Source organism: Exiguobacterium indicum HHS 31 (genome assembly GCF_001939065.1).
Classification (GTDB): Bacteria; Bacillota; Bacilli; order Exiguobacteriales; family Exiguobacteriaceae; genus Exiguobacterium_A; species Exiguobacterium_A indicum.
This window is the reverse complement of sequence record NZ_MPSZ01000003.1, coordinates 1-18,358: the sequence shown is the minus strand read 5'-3', so window position 1 is coordinate 18,358 and position 18,358 is coordinate 1. Positions and strand designations below refer to the sequence as shown.

Sequence of the window (18,358 nt, the reverse complement as noted above, 5' to 3'; positions counted from 1 at the left end):
AGACGGAGGACGAATGTATGAATAAGAAATCGATTCGCGACATCGATGTACAAGGAAAACGCGTATTTACACGCGTAGATTTCAACGTACCGTTGGAAGACGGTAAAATCACGGATGACACACGGATCCGTGCTGCACTCCCAACGATCAAACACTTGATCGACGGCGGAGCAAAAGTCATTCTCGCTAGCCACATGGGTCGTCCAAAAGGCGAAAAGAACCCTGAGTTCTCACTTGCACCAGTCGTAGCACGCCTCAGCGAATTGCTTGGTAAAGACATCAAGCTCGTTGAAGAAGCATACGGTCCAGTTGCAGAAGAAGCAGTCAGCAAACTCGAAAACGGCGATGTCGTCGTCTTAGAGAACGTCCGCTTCTACCCTGGTGAAACGAAAAACGACGAAGAGCTCGCTAAAGGATTCGCGAAACTCGCTGACGTCTTCGTCAACGACGCGTTCGGCGCAGCACACCGTGCACACGCATCGACAGAAGGTATCGCACACCATGTCGACACAGCAGTTGCCGGTCTTCTCATCGAAAAAGAACTTCAAGTTCTCGGTAAAGCTCTTTCTAACCCAGATCGCCCGTTCACGGCAATCATCGGTGGTTCGAAAGTTGCGGACAAAATCGGTGTCATCGATCACTTACTCGACATCGTCGATACGTTGATCATCGGTGGCGGCTTATCGTACACGTTCCTCACAGCTCGTGGTATCGAAGTCGGTACTTCACTTCTTGAGGTCGACAAAATCGACCAAGCGAAGGAATTCATGAAGAAAGCAGAAGAAAAAGGCGTTAAGTTCCTCATGCCAATCGACTGTGTCATCACGAAGGAATTCGGAGAAGAAACATATGTCGGACCACGTGACATCACAGAGATCCCAGCAGATCACATGTCACTTGATATCGGTCCAAAAACGGTTGAACTCTATGCAGAGGCAATCAAGAACTCGAAACTCGTCGTCTGGAACGGACCGATGGGCGTATTCGAACTCGATAAATACGCAAACGGTACAAAAGGTGTCGCGCAAGCTCTTGCGGACAGCGATGCGTACTCAATCATCGGCGGTGGCGACTCAGCTGCTGCGGCAGAGAAATTCGGTCTTGCTGACAAAATGAGCCACATCTCTACAGGTGGTGGAGCAAGTCTCGAATTCATGGAAGGGAAAGCTCTTCCTGGTGTCGAAGCGCTAAACGACAAGTAATCTAAGTTCACAAGGGAGTGTTTCTCAATGCGTAAACCAATTATCGCAGGTAACTGGAAGATGAATCTGACGCTCAAGGATGCAGTCGCATTCGTTGAGGAAGTCAAAGGAGCTGTACCTGCTTCGACGACAGTCGACGCAGCCGTCTGTGCGCCAGCAGTATTCTTGGCACACTTGACAGAAGCAGCAGCTGGTACGGATCTTAAGATCGGTGCTCAAAACATGTACGACAAAGAGAGCGGTGCCTTCACTGGTGAAATCAGCCCGCTCATGCTCAAAGAACTCGACGTGACATACGTCATCCTCGGTCACTCTGAGCGTCGTGAGTACTTCGGCGAAACAGATGCGTTCATCAACAGCAAAGCGAAAAAAGCGTTCGAGCACGGTCTCGTTCCAATCGTTTGTGTAGGTGAAACACTGGAAGAGCGTGAAGACGGCAAGTTCGAAGACGTCATCCGTGAACAGACAGCAAACAGCCTCAAAGGTCTTACTGTCGACCAAGTGAAAAATCTCGTCGTCGCTTACGAGCCTGTCTGGGCAATCGGAACAGGTAAATCAGCGACAGAACAAGATGCACAAGATTCTTGTAAATTCGTCCGTGACGTCGTTGCAGCTGAATTCGGTGCTGAAGCAGCAGAAGCTGTCCGCATCCAATACGGTGGTAGCGTCAAACCGGAAAACATCAAAGAATATATGGCTCAACCAGACATCGACGGCGCGCTCGTCGGCGGTGCAAGTCTTGAGACAGGATCGTTCCTCAAACTGTTGGAGGCGATTTAAATGAAAAAACGTCCAGTCGCACTGATCATCCTTGATGGTTTTGGTATGCGTGACGAGGAGTTCGGAAATGCCGTTACGGCGGCAAACAAACCGAACTTCGACCGTTACTGGGGTCAATACCCGCATACGTTGTTGAATGCGAAAGGCGAATACGTCGGTTTGCCTGAAGGTCAAATGGGGAACTCAGAAGTGGGTCACCTGAACATCGGTGCAGGTCGCGTCGTCTATCAATCGCTATCCCGAATCAACAACGCGGTCAAGGATCGCTCGTTCTTCTCGCGTCAAGCGATGAACGATGCGGCAGGTCACGTGAAGAAATACGGTTCAGCGCTTCATATCTTCGGTTTGGTCTCTGACGGTGGGATCCACAGTCACATCAACCACTTATATGCAGTGCTCGAATTCGCGAAACTTCACGAAATCGAAAAAGTCTACCTCCATGCTTTCACGGACGGTCGTGACTGCGACCCACAATCGGGCGCTGGTTTCCTCCGTGACGCGCAAGCGAAGATGGATGAATTGAATGTTGGACAATTCGCGAGTATCTCTGGTCGCTACTATGCGATGGACCGCGATAACCGTTGGGAACGCGTCAAGAAAGTCTATGACGCCATCACGTTCGGTGAAGGTCCAACGACGAAGGATCCAATCGGCATGGTCGAAGCTTCGTACAAACAAGACGTAACGGATGAGTTCATCGAACCAACTGTTGTCGTGCAGGAAGACGGTACGCCAGTCGCACCGATCCACGATAACGATGCGATCGTGTTCTTCAACTATCGTCCTGACCGTGCGATTCAGCTTTCGAAAGTCTACAAAGAAAAAGGTGGCTTCGACGGATTCGAACTTCCGGACAACGCACCGAAGAACCTGCTACTCGTCTCGATGACGAAGTACTCGGATGCGATTGATACGGACATCGTCTTCCCGCCTGAAGACATCAAGAACACGCTTGGTGAGACATTGTCAAAACAAGGTCTCAAACAGCTACGCATCGCGGAAACGGAAAAGTATCCGCACGTCACGTTCTTCTTCAACGGACAACGTGAAGAACCATACGAAGGGGAAGATCGGATCTTGATCCCTTCACCAAAAGTCGCGACATACGACTTGAAACCGGAGATGAGCGTCTATGAAGTCACAGATGCCCTCGTCGACGCAATCAACTCGGACAAACACGACGCCATCATCCTCAACTTCGCTAACCCGGATATGGTCGGTCACTCGGGTATGCTCGAGCCGACGAAAAAGGCGATCGAAGCTGTCGATGAGTGTCTTGGGAAAGTCGTTGACTTGATTCTCAGCAAAGGCGGCGCGGCAGTCATCACGGCTGACCACGGGAACGCGGATAAAGTCCTCAATGCGGACGGCAGTAAGATGACGGCGCATACGACAGAACCCGTGCCATGTATCGTGACGGTCGAGGACGTTGAACTCCTTGAACCACTCACAGGTGCACTCGCTGACCTCGCACCAACGGTCCTTGATCTCCTCGGGGCGGACCAACCAGCAGAGATGACTGGTAAATCGATCGTATTGAAGAAATAATCCCGTCGATCGAAGTAGCTACACCACATATTTCTTACACACAAAAGGAGCGAATTTAAATGTCAATGATTACAGAGATTTACGCACGCGAGATTCTTGATTCACGCGGTAACCCAACAGTAGAAGTAGAAGTTTATACAGAAGATGGCGGTTTCGGTCGCGCACTCGTACCATCAGGTGCATCAACTGGTGAGCACGAAGCAGTCGAACTCCGTGATGGCGACAAAGCACGTTACCTCGGAAAAGGTGTTTTGAAAGCTGTTGACAACGTCAACGAAAAAATCGCACCAGAAATCATCGGTTACGATGTCTTCGACCAAGCTGGAATCGACAAAAAGATGATCGATCTCGATGGTACGAAAAACAAAGGTAACTTCGGCGCTAACGCAATCCTTGGTGTTTCTATGGCTGCTGCACGTGCTGCTGCTGATGAGCTTGGTCTTCCACTTTACACATACCTCGGTGGATTCAACGCGAAAACATTACCAACACCAATGATGAACATCATCAACGGTGGATCACACGCAGACAACAACGTGGACTTCCAAGAGTTCATGATCATGCCTGTCGGTGCTCCAACATTCAAAGAAGCACTTCGTATGGGTGCTGAAATCTTCCACGCGTTGAAATCAGTTCTTAGCGGAATGGGTCTTAACACAGCAGTTGGTGACGAGGGTGGATTCGCTCCAAACTTGAAATCAAACGAAGAAGCAATCACAGTTATCCTTGAAGCAATCGAAAAAGCTGGCTACAAAGCAGGCGAAGATGTTTACCTTGCAATGGACGTCGCTTCTTCTGAGTTCTACGATAAAGCAGCTGGAACATACAACCTCGCTGGCGAAGGCAAAGTCCTTTCAACAGAAGAGCTTGTTGAATTCTACGCACAACTCGTTGACAAATACCCAATCATCTCAATCGAAGATGGCTGTGACGAAAACGACTGGGATGGTCACAAACTTCTTACAGATCGTATCGGACACAAAGTCCAACTCGTTGGGGATGACTTGTTCGTAACGAACACTGAGAAACTTGCTGAAGGTATCGAAAAAGGCATCGCGAACTCGATTCTCATCAAAGTTAACCAAATCGGTACGTTGACTGAAACATTCGACGCAATCGAAATGGCTAAAAAAGCTGGTTACACAGCTGTCGTTTCTCACCGTTCTGGTGAAACTGAAGATTCAACGATCGCTGACATCGCTGTTGCGACAAACGCTGGTCAAATCAAAACTGGTTCACTTTCACGTACAGACCGTATCGCGAAATACAACCAACTTCTCCGCATCGAAGACATGCTTTCAGACGTTGCTGTCTACGACGGAATCAAATCATTCTACAACCTCAAGAAGTAATTTCAGGTTGATCGTTTGAACAAGCTATAAGGAAAACCTCCTATTCGTGTGATACGTACACACGGATAGGAGGTTTTTTGTATATCAAGCAATGTCAAACATGAAAAGCACTTTTGTCATCAAAACTATACTGAACTGTCAAAAAATTGATTCATCCTAGTAGATGACTAAAATGTTATACTCATAAATAAGTGCAAATTAAATAGTTATAGGCATTAATTACATCTTGCTCGATGCAGATGACAAATACGTCTAAAGGAGATACGATCATGTTAAATTCAGATTTAGATATCCGTTTAGAACCACGCATTCAAGAGTTATACCGACTTCACAAGGAGCGTTCAGCCAACATCGACTGGAGCTACCACGAGTTCATTCCGTGGGATAAGGCGATGTCGTTCAAACGTGTCCCTTGGGATGAAAGCCAAGTCACGCTTCCGGAAGGTGTCATCGTCGCAATCGAGACGGCATTGCTGACAGAAGTCAACTTACCGTGGTATACGTCGCACTTAGACTATACGTTCAAGAACTCGATGGAAGTCATCAATGATTTCGTCCGGACGTGGACAGCAGAAGAAGATCAGCACTCGAACTTACTCGAGACGTATTTACTCGTCACGCGAAACGTCAATCCAACGCGACTTCATCAATTAAGAAGACGCGTCGTTGAAAACGGCTGGTTCCCGGACTTCACGAACCCGCTAGCAACGATGGCGTATACGTCACTGCAAGAGTTAGCGACACTCGTCTTCTATAACAACGTCGCGAAAATCGCAGGGGCACACGACAAAGACTTAGCAACGCTACTCCGTCGTCTAGCGAAGGATGAAGCACTGCATTATGCGTTCTATCGTGACACGGTCAAAGCACACCTAGAGCTTGACCCGAACTTCATCGTCTTCTTCGAAGACGTCATCATCAACTTCTCGATGCCAGGTGCTGTCATGCCTGACTTCACGGAACGGATGAAGACGATTGCTGTTGATACGAACTATGGACCACTCCAATACTTCGACCAAGTATTAGACGTCGTCGTCAAATTCTGGGGCATCGCTGATTTAGAACCGACAACTGACGAAGCGAAACAATCTCAAGCGAACATCATGAAGTATCATGGACGTTTGAAGCGTATCAAGGAACGTCAGGAACGCCAACTCGAAAAAGCGAAGATTGACGCGTAAGGGGGAATGAAGATGAAGTGTGAAATCTGTGGAACTGAAACGAACAACCAAGTCAGTTACTTGGAACTCGACACGTGGGAATTCAACTCATTGAACAAAGAAGCGAAAGATTTTTATCCGATCTGTTTTGATTGCTTCGACAAGCATACGAATCAATTCATCGATCAGGAGATGGATCTCGAATTACGTAAAAAACGTTCGCAAATGGTCAACAAAGAAGTAGAAGCTGAAATCGAAGCGATTCTTGAGGTTGAGAATTAAGTCGTCTTTACCATACGTGAAGGGAAGCAAAACCGGTAGTGCTTTGGCGCTATCGGTTTTTTATTATCCCTAAAAAAAGCAGTTATCTCTTGCTTCACATGTTTTGTGAAAGAAGAAATAGCTGCTTTTAACATGAAGTCAGTCTTCGATGAATGTAACGAGATAATGATGGGCAGAATGAAGCGGTGCACGGGTCACGAAAAAGTCCGGGAGATCGACATCGATTCCCAATTCGCGCAGTGTATCGGGATCCAAACATTCCTGAATCAAACGTTTGATGTCTTGTAACAGTTCATCGTGCAAGTTCGCTTCCTTCGGAAAGGCACGTTTCGCGTCATCGCGCAACAATAGCACGATAGGTGGTAGACCTCGTAAGAGATCGACCTGAAGGGGCTGCTGATGACGTTCGAAATAATCATTCAGACAACTGACGACCCTCATCGAGTGTTCTTCTTTCATCCGATCCCAACTCTCTGTATGTGACTGTAACTCTCTAGCTATTCCCTAATTGAAGCGAGGATATGCAGGGAAACTGGAAATCAAGCATTACGAGGACGCTGTTCGGGGTAGAACTAGAGGGAAGGGGGAATCGACATGCTATTTCGGTTTTTGTTTTTAGGGCTTGATACGTCGATTGGTGACATCCCGTTGCGCCTCATCTATTTTACGGAACTCATACTATTCATCGGTTTGTATCAAATCACGAGCCGGTTTTCGCGTCAGAGTCTGATTTTGGGAACGGCACTCGGAATTGGCGGACTGATTGCCATCTTACCCGGTGCGCTCTATATCATCCGTTATAATCCGGAGGATGCCGTCATCGATGTCACGTTCCTATTGATTTATTTGTTTGAGCCGCTAGCAATCATTGCGTTCGTTGTTGCTTTGATTCGACGTTTGTATACAGAGAAGAAAAATAAAAAGAATCAAAGCGAAGATATTCATTGATTTTCCGCCCAAGACGTTGCTTTCCGCGGGCGGAAGGCAAGCCTCCTCGTCGCGTTTGCTCCTGCGGGGTCTTACCTATTCCGCTATTCCCGCAGGAGTCTCCGTCTTTTCTGAAAATCAATCGTCTAGTGCTATCTAATCTGACAATCAATATACCGTAAGCTGGCGTGACGCTGTCTTACGGTGTATTTGCGTATACCTCCAAATACTTTCTTTCAATAGTGTAAGGAAGAGTAACTGGAAGAATATTCTATAATAGAAAGAGAGCGAAATTAGATCTTAGTTGGTTTCGTAAGATCCTGGTGATTATAGGAGTGAGTTTCATGCATAAAGTGTTGTTTGGTTTGTCCATTTTGAACAGTGTCTACATTATGAATAACTTATTTACGTACTCCGATAGTTTTCTCAATGCGCCACTCGGCGTAAAGACAGTCATTGCCGTGACATTAATGTTTCTGAATGACAGTGTCAAAAAAGATAAACCGTCATTATACACGAAAGCGACGGATGGGCTAGGATTCATTAATATTTTGATTGGTCTTTCACTGATTGTCTTTATTTAAGACATGATTCAGAGTGTTCAAGTGCATGATCATATGGAGTGATCGTAAGTCTGAAGCCGCGTCAGGCTTCTTTTTTATGGTCCAATCCAAGAACTCGAAAAAAATAAAATATATTTTAAAGAAAAAAGATTGATGTGTAACCGGTTACACAATATGATGATTGTTGTAAGCGTTATCAAAAGAAAGAGGTGGCGAAACATGTCGACCATCCGGGAAGTAGCGAAAGCGGCACATGTCTCCGTCGCGACGGTCTCACGCGTCATGAATGAAAAGGGTTATGTCAGTGAGAAATCGCGTAAAGCGGTGCTTCAGGCAATCAAACAATTGGATTATCGACCGAACCGGGTCGCACGATCGTTGTTCCAAAAACGATCCGGATTGATCGGTTTGATCGTTCCAGACATCACGAACCCATTCTTCCCACAACTCGCACGGGCTGTGGAAGATATGGCACATCAACATGGTTTTCAGGTCATTTTGTGTAACACAGACGAACAGTTTCAGAAAGAACGCGAATATATTAAGTCACTAGAGGCGATGCATGTCGACGGATTGATCATCACGACGAACTACTCGAACAATCCGAACTATGAAGAACTCGAAGTGCCGGTCGTAGCGTTAGACCGTGTGTTACAAGGAGCGATTCCGACGGTGACGTCAAACGGATACGAAGGCGGGAAGAAGGCAGCATCATTTTTACTTGCATCTGGTGCGACGGAACTGGCCGTCATCAGTGGTCCATCGAAACTCCCGACGATCAAGAAACGACGGGATGGCTTCGAAGAAATTGCTGGAACGCATCTCGTTGCAAGCATCGAGTCACCGTTCCACTTTCAAGGGGCGCTTGATGCCACGAACTATCTCTTTGATCACTATCATTGCAACGGGATCTTTGCTGCGAGTGATGTCATCGCTGCAGCAACGGTGCAAGTCGCTGCGGAGCGCGGGATTACGATTCCGGACGAGCTACAAGTGATCGGCTACGACGGCATCGAACTCGGACAAATGATTTCACCACCGTTGACGACGATTGCGCAGCCGATCTACCAAATGGGAGAGCTGGCCGCGAAACTTTTGATTCAGCGGATTGAAGGCACACCGATTGCCGCCGTTCATCATGAGTTGACGGTTGAGATCATCGAACGGGAAACGACGAAACGGAAGGATGAGGAAACATGAAACAAATCAGTGTCATCGGTAGTATCTCGATGGATCTCGTCGTCGAAAGTAAACGCCGTCCAGGTGCAGGCGAAACAGTCATCGGGGATGCCTTTCATACCGTACCGGGCGGAAAGGGTGCGAACCAAGCGGTCGCAGTCGCGCGTCTCGGCAGTACGGTCGAAATGATCGGTTGCGTCGGCAGTGACGCGAACGGCGAAGCAATCCGCGAAAACTTCAAGACGCAAGGAGTGCAGACGTCGCACTTGCAAACGATTGAAGGTGAACGGACGGGAACGGCACACATCACGCTCGCTGAAGGCGATAACTCGATCGTCGTCGTTCAGTCTGCCAATCAACATGTGCAGTTTACGAGTGACGTACTCGCACCGATTCTCGCAGCCAGTGAAATCATCTTACTCCAGCTCGAGATTCCAATCGAAACGGTCGAGACCGTGGCTCGCGAAGCACATGCAGCCGGTATTCCAGTCGTCTTGAATCCAGCACCGGCGATGTCACTCAGTCCGGAATTGATTAAACACGTCACATACTTAACGCCAAACGAACATGAATGTGGTTTGATCTTCGGACAAGACCAACCGATCGAACATTGGCTCATGGAATACCCGAATAAATTGATCGTGACCGAAGGCAGTCGAGGCGCACGCTTCTACGATGGAGAGTCGATCGTGACGATTCCAGCAATCGAGACGACCGTCGTCGATACGACAGGAGCAGGGGATACGTTCAACGGTGCCTTAGCCGTTGCGTTAACGGAAGGACAATCGCTCGTCGAAGCAATTCGCTTCGCGAACCGTGCAGCAGGCTTATCAATCCGTGCGCTTGGCGCTCAAGGTGGCATGCCGACACGGGAACAGATGGAGGGAGACGCATGAAGAAGAACGGTATCTTAAACAGTCATATTAGCAAAGTCCTGACTGATCTCGGTCATACCGATACGATCGTCATCGCCGATTGCGGCTTACCGATTCCAGATGGGGTCGCACGGATTGATTTAGCACTGGAACTCGGCACACCATCATTCCTCGACGTCGTCCGTGTCGTCGCCGGTGACATGGCGATTGAACAGCTGACACTGGCGACGGAAATCAAAGAAGCGAACCCGAACGTGCTCGAGCAACTAGAAGCCATGAAGATCGAGACGACGTTCGTCACGCACGAGGAATTCAAGAAACAGACACAGCAGGCGAAGGTCATCATCCGGACCGGGGAAGCGACACCGTACGCAAATGTCATCTTCCATTCCGGCGTAATCTTTTAAGGGGGTCATGCGATGCGTATCGAGATGACAGGTATCAAAAAAGCATTCGGTCCCGTCCCTGTCCTCAAAGGTGTCGACTTCGAACTCGCTGCGGGTGAGATCCATGCCTTGATGGGAGAGAACGGTGCCGGGAAATCGACGCTGATGAAGATTTTGACCGGTGTCCATAAAGCGGACGCAGGTACAATCCGCGTCGATGGACAGGACGTCGAATATAAGAATCCGAAACTTGCCGAAGAAGCGGGGATCGCCTTCATCCACCAGGAGCTGAACATCCTCCCGGATTTGACGGTGACGGAGAATCTGTTCCTCGGACGGGAGTTGAAGTCACGCTTCGGGATTCTCAAGCAAGGGGAAATGAAGCGCCAGGCAGAACGAGAACTCGCCGAATTGAATGTTTTCATGGACGTCGATCAACTCGCTCGGACGTTATCAGTCGGTCAACAACAGATGATCGAGATTGCAAAAGCTCTGATGACGGACGCGAAGGTCATCATCATGGATGAACCGACAGCCGCACTGACGGAGCGGGAAATTCGTGCCTTATTTAGCGTCGCGACGGCACTACGCAATCAAGGTGTCTCAATCGTTTATATCTCACACCGGATGGAGGAAATCTTCGAGCTCTGTGACCGGATTACCGTCTTACGGGACGGGATCTCCGTCTCTACGCACGCGATTCCTGAGACATCGTTCGAACAGATCGTCCGAGAGATGGTTGGTCGTGAGATGGGCGAACGGTATCCGGATCGTGACGTGTCGATCGGTGCGACTGTCCTTGAAGTCAAACAGGCGAGCGGGAAACGGTTCTACGATGTCTCGTTCTCCGTCAAGGCGGGTGAAATCATCGGCTTCTCTGGTTTGATGGGCGCGGGGCGGACGGAAGTCATGCGCGGATTGTTCGGGGTCGATCGCCTGAAAGACGGGACGATTGAACTGAACGGACAGTCGCTGAAGATTAAGACGCCGTACGATGCGATCCGCCAAGGCATCGGCTTTTTGACCGAGGACCGTAAAGGCGAAGGCTTGTTCCTCGACTTTTCACTACGTGAGAATATCTCACTGCCGACGATTCGTTCGTTATCAAGATCCGGTGTCATCAAGGATCAGGCAGAACGTGATTTCGCAGAAGGATACTTGAAGTCGCTCTCGGTCCGGCACAGTTCGATGGACCAGCCGGCGAAGTCACTGTCCGGTGGGAACCAACAGAAGGTCGTCCTCGCGAAGTGGCTCGGGACACAACCGAAAGTCTTGATCCTCGACGAACCGACACGTGGTGTCGACGTCGGGGCGAAGAAAGAGATTTATCTCATCATGAACGAACTCGCTGCGGCGGGTGTCGCGATCATCATGGTCAGCTCGGACCTCCCGGAGATTCTCGGGATGAGCGACCGGGTCTACGTCATGCGAGAGGGCAAGATGAGCGGCATGTTGACACGACAGGAAGCGACGCAAGAAAGCATCATGACACTTGCGACAGGAGGACAATGATATGGAATTGATGCAAGGCAAGGTAACGGAAGCAAAACCGAGACGTCTTGGGATCGGACAAAAGCTTGGACCACTCGCAGGATTGTTCGCGATCGTCCTCGTCGTCTCGATCATGGAACCGGACTTTTTAACACTGAATAATTTATTTAACATCTTACGGCAAGTCTCGATCAATGCCTTGATTGCCTTCGGGATGACGTTCGTCATTCTGACGGGTGGGATTGATCTATCAGTCGGATCGATTCTCGCGCTCTCGTCCGCCTTCGTCGCGGGTCTGATGACGGACGGAACGTCAGCGTTGATTGCTGTTCTGGCTGGTCTGATCGTCGGAGCCGTCATGGGTGCCTTGAACGGGATGGTCATCTCACTCGGAAAAGTCGCACCATTCATCGCGACACTCGCGACGATGACGATCTTCCGCGGATTGACGCTCGTCTATACGGACGGGAAACCAATCACTGGTCTGAGCCAAGGTGGCTGGTTCGAATTGTTCGGACGCGGTTACTTCTGGATCTTCCCGGTACCGGTCCTGACGATGTTGATCGCCTTCGCGGTCCTCTACTTCATCTTGAAGAAGACGACGTTCGGTCGTTATACGTATGCGATCGGTGGCAACGAAGAAGCAGCGAAGTTAATGGGGATTCAAGTCAATAAAGTCAAAATCATGATCTACTCACTCTCAGGGTTGATGGCAGCACTTGCCGGCATCATCCTGACGTCCCGTCTGAACTCGGCACAACCGACGGCGGGGACATCGTATGAACTCGACGCCATCGCAGCGGTCGTCCTTGGTGGGACGAGCCTGTCAGGTGGTCGTGGCTGGATTGTCGGTACCTTGATTGGTGCCTTGATCATCGGAACACTGAACAATGGACTCAACTTGCTTGGTGTCTCCTCGTTCTTCCAACTCGTCGTCAAAGGTTTAGTCATTTTGTTCGCGGTACTCGCGGACCGGAAACAAGCAGCGTAACCCACACTCAAAAAGGAGGATCTACAGATGAAAAAACTACTTGCAGTCGTCATGATGGCACTAATGGTCTTCGCAGCCGCCTGTTCGACGGAACAGCCAGGCAGCAACAATGGTGATGCGAAGAAGAAGACGAAGGACTTCAAGATCGGTCTTTCGATTTCAACCCTCAATAACCCATTCTTCGTCTCGTTAAAAGAAGGGGCAGAACAAGAAGCAAAAGCACAAGGTGCAACTCTTCAAGTCGCAGATGCACAAGATGATGCGGCAAAACAAGCAAGCGACATCGAAGACATGGTTCAAAAGAAAGTCGATCTCATCTTGATCAACCCAACGGATTCAGCAGCAGTCGGTGCAGCCGTCCAAACAGCGAACGATGCGAACATCCCCGTCATCACAGTTGACCGGAATGCAGAAGCAGGCGACGTCGTCGCACACATCGCGTCAGATAACGTCGCGGGTGGGAAACAAGCAGGTGAATATATGATCGAACTCGTCGGCGACAAAGCAAAAGTCGTAGAGCTCGAAGGGATTCCAGGAGCATCCGCAACACGCGACCGTGGTAAAGGGTTCCATGAAGCAGTCGACGGTAAACTTGACGTCGTCGCAAAACAAGCAGCAAACTTCGACCGGGCAAAAGGCTTGTCGGTCATGGAGAACATCCTCCAGAACAACAAAGACATCAAAGCCGTCTTCGCACACAATGATGAGATGGCACTCGGTGCGGTTGAAGCATTAAAAGCAGCGGGTCTGAACGATGTCAAAGTCATCGGCTTCGATGCGACGGATGATGCCGTCAAAGCTGTCAAAGACGGAAAAATGGCAGGAACAATCGCTCAAAAACCGACTGAGATCGGGAAGATGGGTGTCGAGACAGCGATCAAGCACCTCAAAGGTGAAACAGTCGAGAAGAACATCCCAGTCGACCTCGAATTGATTAAACAATAAGAAGACAGGACACCTGAGTCGACGATTCAGGTGTCTCTTTTTCGTCAGGGGGAGCAGGCAGGTAAAAGTTCCTAAATCTATTCCTTGTTCCCGTACTTGTTTTTCTCTATAATGAAAGAAGCGTATATTACTGAAGGAGGATCATCGATGATCATTCATAACGTGGCTCTTGTCGGCCTCATCGTCGTTTCCGTTCTTCTCATCATCGTCGTTCTATTGATGTCGGGTCGTACGACCGGACTCGGAGCATTGACGGGTGGAGCAGAACAATTATTTGGTCGCCAAAAAGCTCGTGGCTTGGATGCGGTCCTAAATCGTGTGGCGTCTATCTTAGGAGCATTACTCTTCATCTTGGCGTTACTCGTCGCTTTTTATAAGTGAGCATTGAAACGACAGCCGTATGATCGCGCTGTCGTTTTTTGTATTTCTCGATATTCATTTTTTCCGGATATGGGGTATAGAGTTAGAGGGGGAATCATTTTATGAAAATCACTTTACCAAAACCATTCTTTTTCGAAGCCGGCCCACGTGCCGTTTTACTATTACACGGATTCACGGGATCGAGCGCGGATGTCCGCATCCTCGGTCGCTATTTACAGAAGCAGGGCTATACGTCCCTCGCACCACAATATAAAGGGCACGCTGCCCCACCCGAAGAGCTGACGAAGACCGGGCCAGCCGACTGGTGGCAGGATGTCCTTGCCGGATATCAGGAACTTGTCGATAAAGGTTATGACGAAATCGCCGTTTGCGGACTGTCGCTCGGTGGCGTCATGTCGTTGAAGTTATCGATGAACCGTCCGGTCAAAGCGGTCATCCCGATGTGTGCACCCGCCTACATCAAAAGTGAAGAAGTCATGTATGCAGGAGTCACCGAGTACGCACGAGAATTCAAGAAGCGAGAAGGCAAATCGCAAGAAGAGATCGACCACGAGATGGCGTCCTTCGAACCGATGCCGACCTTGAAGGACTTACAGGAACTGCTGCGCGAGACACGCGATTCGCTCGAGGACGTCTACGCACCGACGCTCGTCGTCCAAGCGCGCAATGATCACATGATCAACACCGACTCCGCGAACATCATCCATGATGGAGTCAGTGCCTTCCAAAAAGAGCTGATCTGGTATGAGAACTCAGGTCACGTCATTACGCTCGACAAAGAAAAAGACCAGCTCCACTCTGACATCTTGGACTTCCTGGAGTCATTGAACTGGAGCAAGTAACTGGAGGTGTCACGTTGGAATTACGTGAACGAATACTAACGGTCATCACGACGGAAGAACGTCCGTTGTCGATTGATCAATTAACGAAAAAACTAGAACTAGCGGATACGGAAGCATTCAAGGAATTGATCCGAACGCTGAACGCGATGGAAGACGAAGCGTTGATCGCCCGGACACGCTCGAACAAATACGGAACGCTCGCGCAAATCGGTCAAGTCGCAGGGAAGATTTCCGTCCACCAACGCGGGTTCGGTTTCGTCTCACCGGAAGACGGCTCAGAAGGCGATATCTTCTTACCGGCACCGGAACTGAAGAACGTCTATAACGGCGACCGTGTCCTCGTCAAAGTGTTTGCCGAGTCAAACGGCGGTGACCGTCGTGAAGGGAAACTGCTCAAGATTCTCTCACGCGGACCAGCTGATTTCGTCGGAACGTTCGTCAGTCCCAAAGGACGGATCGAATCGATCGCTTATATCGAACCGGATGATACGAAGCTAACGTTCTTACCGGTCGTCGCGAACGACGATACACTTGGTGCCGTCGATGGTCATAAAGTCCTCGCCCGGATCACGAAGTATCCGGACGGTCGCTACGCCGGAACGGCAAAAGTCTTGAAAATCATTGGTCACAAGAATGACCCAGGCGTCGATATTTTGTCGATCGTCCATAAGCACGGCATCAATGTCGACTTCTCACCGGAAGCGATCGCTGAGGCGAACGCCGTACCGGATCAGATCGATGAGAAGGATCTAGTCGGACGTGTCGATCTACGAAACGAATTGACGGTGACGATCGACGGGGCAGACGCAAAAGACCTCGATGATGCGGTTCACGTAAAAAAGTTAGCGAACGGCAACTTCGAGCTTGGTGTCCACATCGCCGACGTCTCGCATTACGTCAAAGAAGATTCAGCACTCGACGAAGAAGCGCGTGAGCGCGGAACGAGTGTTTATCTCGTCGACCGCGTCATCCCGATGATTCCGCACCGTCTATCGAACGGAATCTGTTCGCTCAACCCGCACGTCGATCGTTTGACGCTCAGCTGTATCATGGAAATCGATGCGAACGGAGCTGTCGTCAACCATGAGATCTTCCAGAGTGTCATCAAGACGACGGAACGGATGACATACACGGACGTCCGGAAAATCATCGAACGCGAAGATGAAGAAGTGATTGCGAAGTACCAAGATCTCGTCGAATACTTCGATAAGATGGCGGAACTCGCAGCAATCCTGCGCGAACGTCGCTCACGTCGCGGAGCGATCAACTTCGACTTCCCAGAAGCGAAGGTTCTCGTCAACGAAGAAGGCAAAACAAGTGAAATCATTCTTCGTGAACGGTCGGTCGCCGAGAAGCTGATCGAAGAGTTCATGCTCGCAGCGAACGAAACGGTCGCGGAGCACATTCAGCGTCAAAAACTGCCGTTCATGTACCGGATTCACGATGAGCCAAAAGCTGAACGTCTTGATACGTTCTTCAAGTTCATCGGTAACTTCGGGATCAACGTCGAACGCAAGGGTGAGTCAGTTGCACCGAAAACGTTGCAATCGATCCTCAACGCTGTCGAAGGGGAGCCAGAAGAAGCGGTCGTCAGTACGGTTATGCTCCGTTCGCTCCAACAAGCGAAATACGACATCGAACCGATCGGTCACTTCGGTCTGTCGACAGACTACTATACGCACTTCACGTCACCGATTCGTCGTTACCCAGACTTAATGGTTCACCGTCTGCTCCGTGAATATGTCATATATAACGACAAGTCACAAAAGACGCAAGATCGTTACTCGGAAATCTTACCGGAAATCGCCGATCATTCGTCAAAACGCGAGCGTCGTGCCGTTGACGCCGAGCGAGAAACGAATGCGTTGAAGAAAGCAGAATATATGGAGCAACACATCGGTGAGACGTTTGAAGGCGTCGTCAGCGGCGTGACGAACTTCGGAATGTTCGTCGAATTGCCGAACACGATCGAAGGACTCGTCCACATCCAAGCGATGACGGATGACTTCTATCGCTACGATGAAGCGAACTATCAGCTGATCGGTGAGCGGACGAAGCAACAGTTCCGGATTGGGGATGTCGTCGAGATCAAGGTCACGAACGTCAACATCGATGAACGAACGATCGACTTCAGCGTCGTCGGGATGCCAGAACGGCAACCGAAGAAACGGTTCGAGTCGAAGACGATCCGCTCAAGCGGTGGACGTCCGGGACAAAAACGTGACGACAAGAAGAAAGATGATCGTCGTGGCAAGTCAAAACGTCCAGGCAAGTCGAAGGACCAGTCAAAAGGCAAAGGCTTCGCGCTGAAAGATAAAAAGGATAAACCGCCGTTCCATAAGGCGGTCTCGAATAAGAAACGGAAGCGCAAATAAGCGCTTCCGCATCGGAAATGTGGTGAACGAACATGCCAAAGGGAACAGATTCGAAAGTCTTAGCAAACAACAAACGAGCCTCGTTCGATTATGCGATCGAGGATACGATTGAAGCCGGTCTCGTCTTGACGGGAACGGAAATCAAATCGGTCCGTAAAGGAAAGATCAGTATCGGGGATGCATTCGTCCGGTTCGACGGGGGAGAAGCGATTCTTTGGAACTCGAACATCGCCCACTTCGAACAGGGGAACCGGTACAACCATGAACAGCTCCGCCCACGAAAACTGTTGCTGCACAAGAAACAGATCGCGAACTTGATCGGTGCGGTCTCACGGGACGGTTATACGATCGTACCGCTCAAAGTCTACATCAAGAACGGGTACGCGAAATGCTTGATCGGACTCGGACGCGGGAAGAAAAAATTCGATAAACGCGAAGACCTGAAGAAGAAGGATGCGAAGCGTGATATCGAGCGGGCACTTCGTGATAAGCAAAAGTATTGAACCCGTAACACTTTTCTGCTAGAATATTAGTATTCGGAAAGCCCCAATTTATTATCTTGGGGACGTTACGGATTCGACGGGGGTAGTTCGGTCTTCTGTGGCGTGTCGAGGGGTCGGCCTCGTTAAAACGCACCAGCCATAACTGGCAAAACTAACACACAACTCGCAGCAGCGTAATAGCAACTGCGGATCCTAGCAGCTGTCGCCTGGTCGGCTGATTTCTAGGGTCTCACTTTAAACAGGCTACGCTTGGACCTTTCCGTCTGGAGGGAAAGAGAAGAGATGGAATCAGACTGGTCGGACGGACGCCTGTCAATTGGCAGCCTGACGACGAGATCCCAATAAATTGACTACACACGTAGAAGCTTAAGTATACGATGCCTTCGGACGTGGGTTCGACTCCCACCGTCTCCATACCCTGAAGTCTTAGGATTTCAAAAAGTCAAAACAAACTACTAATACTAGTTTAGTTTTAGTTACGTTTAATTAAATAATTTAGTTGTATTATAACTTTAATTAATTAGTAATACTAGTATAGTCTATACTAGTTAAGTTAGTTAGTAGTTATTAATTTAG

General features: G+C 49.4%; 19 protein-coding genes and 1 other RNA gene. 19 read left to right on the top strand and 1 reads right to left on the bottom strand.

The window, feature by feature from the left end; genetic code table 11:
- Positions 1–17 precede the first annotated feature (17 nt).
- The 6 genes from N179_RS09845 to N179_RS09820 all read left to right on the top strand — a co-directional run bounded on the left by N179_RS09845 (position 18) and on the right by N179_RS09820 (position 6,324).
- A complete protein-coding gene (locus tag N179_RS09845) occupies positions 18–1,202 on the top strand; it encodes a phosphoglycerate kinase (protein WP_035396304.1) in 1,185 nt (394 codons plus the stop codon).
- 27 nt (positions 1,203–1,229) lie between these two features.
- A complete protein-coding gene (tpiA, locus tag N179_RS09840; RefSeq protein ID WP_075642810.1) occupies positions 1,230–1,982 on the top strand; it encodes a triose-phosphate isomerase in 753 nt (250 codons plus the stop codon).
- A complete protein-coding gene (gene gpmI / locus N179_RS09835; protein ID WP_075642809.1) occupies positions 1,983–3,530 on the top strand; it encodes a 2,3-bisphosphoglycerate-independent phosphoglycerate mutase in 1,548 nt (515 codons plus the stop codon).
- A 59-nt stretch (positions 3,531–3,589) separates the two neighbouring features.
- Entirely contained in the window at positions 3,590–4,882 is a 1,293-nt protein-coding gene (eno, locus tag N179_RS09830) for a phosphopyruvate hydratase (RefSeq protein WP_023469213.1), read from the top strand.
- A gap of 269 nt (positions 4,883–5,151) precedes the next feature.
- Positions 5,152–6,063: an acyl-ACP desaturase gene (locus N179_RS09825; protein ID WP_035396308.1), complete on the top strand. Its 912-nt coding sequence runs from the start codon at positions 5,152–5,154 to the stop codon at positions 6,061–6,063.
- Positions 6,064–6,075: 12 nt separating this feature from the next.
- A complete protein-coding gene (locus tag N179_RS09820) occupies positions 6,076–6,324 on the top strand; it encodes a hypothetical protein (protein ID WP_230088506.1) in 249 nt (82 codons plus the stop codon).
- Between the two features lie 138 nt (positions 6,325–6,462).
- Here the strand turns inward: N179_RS09820 and N179_RS09815 are convergent, their stop codons facing one another.
- Positions 6,463–6,783 carry a hypothetical protein gene (locus N179_RS09815; protein WP_023469210.1) on the bottom strand — a complete coding sequence of 107 codons (321 nt, stop codon included), beginning with the start codon at positions 6,781–6,783 and terminating at the stop codon, positions 6,463–6,465.
- A gap of 135 nt (positions 6,784–6,918) precedes the next feature.
- On the opposite strand from N179_RS09815, the gene N179_RS09810 reads away from it, so the two are divergent.
- From N179_RS09810 to ssrA, 13 genes are all read left to right on the top strand, one after another.
- Positions 6,919–7,272, top strand: coding sequence for a hypothetical protein (locus N179_RS09810; RefSeq protein WP_058264670.1), 354 nt, complete (start codon positions 6,919–6,921; stop codon positions 7,270–7,272).
- Between the two features lie 323 nt (positions 7,273–7,595).
- Positions 7,596–7,835, top strand: coding sequence for a hypothetical protein (locus N179_RS09800; RefSeq protein WP_075642807.1), 240 nt, complete (start codon positions 7,596–7,598; stop codon positions 7,833–7,835).
- A gap of 198 nt (positions 7,836–8,033) precedes the next feature.
- Positions 8,034–9,014, top strand: a complete 981-nt coding sequence (locus N179_RS09795; protein ID WP_075642806.1) for a LacI family DNA-binding transcriptional regulator — start codon at positions 8,034–8,036, stop codon at positions 9,012–9,014.
- Complete coding sequence (rbsK, locus tag N179_RS09790) at positions 9,011–9,889, top strand: ribokinase (RefSeq protein WP_075642805.1); 879 nt, start codon at positions 9,011–9,013, stop codon at positions 9,887–9,889. The genes N179_RS09795 and rbsK overlap by 4 nt, the downstream gene beginning before the upstream one ends.
- The gene (rbsD, locus tag N179_RS09785; protein ID WP_075642804.1) at positions 9,886–10,275 is read left to right on the top strand and encodes a D-ribose pyranase; all 390 of its coding nucleotides are present in this window, start codon (positions 9,886–9,888) and stop codon (positions 10,273–10,275) included. The genes rbsK and rbsD overlap by 4 nt, the downstream gene beginning before the upstream one ends.
- Positions 10,276–10,287: 12 nt before the next feature.
- Positions 10,288–11,766: a sugar ABC transporter ATP-binding protein gene (locus N179_RS09780; protein ID WP_075642803.1), complete on the top strand. Its 1,479-nt coding sequence runs from the start codon at positions 10,288–10,290 to the stop codon at positions 11,764–11,766.
- A gap of 1 nt (position 11,767) precedes the next feature.
- A complete protein-coding gene (rbsC, locus tag N179_RS09775) occupies positions 11,768–12,736 on the top strand; it encodes a ribose ABC transporter permease (RefSeq protein ID WP_050678685.1) in 969 nt (322 codons plus the stop codon).
- 27 nt (positions 12,737–12,763) lie between these two features.
- The gene (gene rbsB / locus N179_RS09770; RefSeq protein ID WP_058264676.1) at positions 12,764–13,681 is read left to right on the top strand and encodes a ribose ABC transporter substrate-binding protein RbsB; all 918 of its coding nucleotides are present in this window, start codon (positions 12,764–12,766) and stop codon (positions 13,679–13,681) included.
- A 147-nt stretch (positions 13,682–13,828) separates the two neighbouring features.
- A complete protein-coding gene (gene secG, locus N179_RS09765) occupies positions 13,829–14,062 on the top strand; it encodes a preprotein translocase subunit SecG (RefSeq protein WP_023469201.1) in 234 nt (77 codons plus the stop codon).
- 101 nt (positions 14,063–14,163) lie between these two features.
- Positions 14,164–14,904 carry an alpha/beta hydrolase gene (locus N179_RS09760; RefSeq protein WP_023469200.1) on the top strand — a complete coding sequence of 247 codons (741 nt, stop codon included), beginning with the start codon at positions 14,164–14,166 and terminating at the stop codon, positions 14,902–14,904.
- A 14-nt stretch (positions 14,905–14,918) separates the two neighbouring features.
- A complete protein-coding gene (gene rnr, locus N179_RS09755) occupies positions 14,919–17,279 on the top strand; it encodes a ribonuclease R (protein ID WP_075642802.1) in 2,361 nt (786 codons plus the stop codon).
- Between the two features lie 32 nt (positions 17,280–17,311).
- Positions 17,312–17,782 (top strand): SsrA-binding protein SmpB, encoded by a 471-nt coding sequence (gene smpB / locus N179_RS09750; RefSeq protein WP_075642801.1) that lies wholly within the window; start codon positions 17,312–17,314, stop codon positions 17,780–17,782.
- A 58-nt stretch (positions 17,783–17,840) separates the two neighbouring features.
- Positions 17,841–18,199: a transfer-messenger RNA gene (gene ssrA / locus N179_RS09745) on the top strand.
- Positions 18,200–18,358 lie beyond the last annotated feature (159 nt).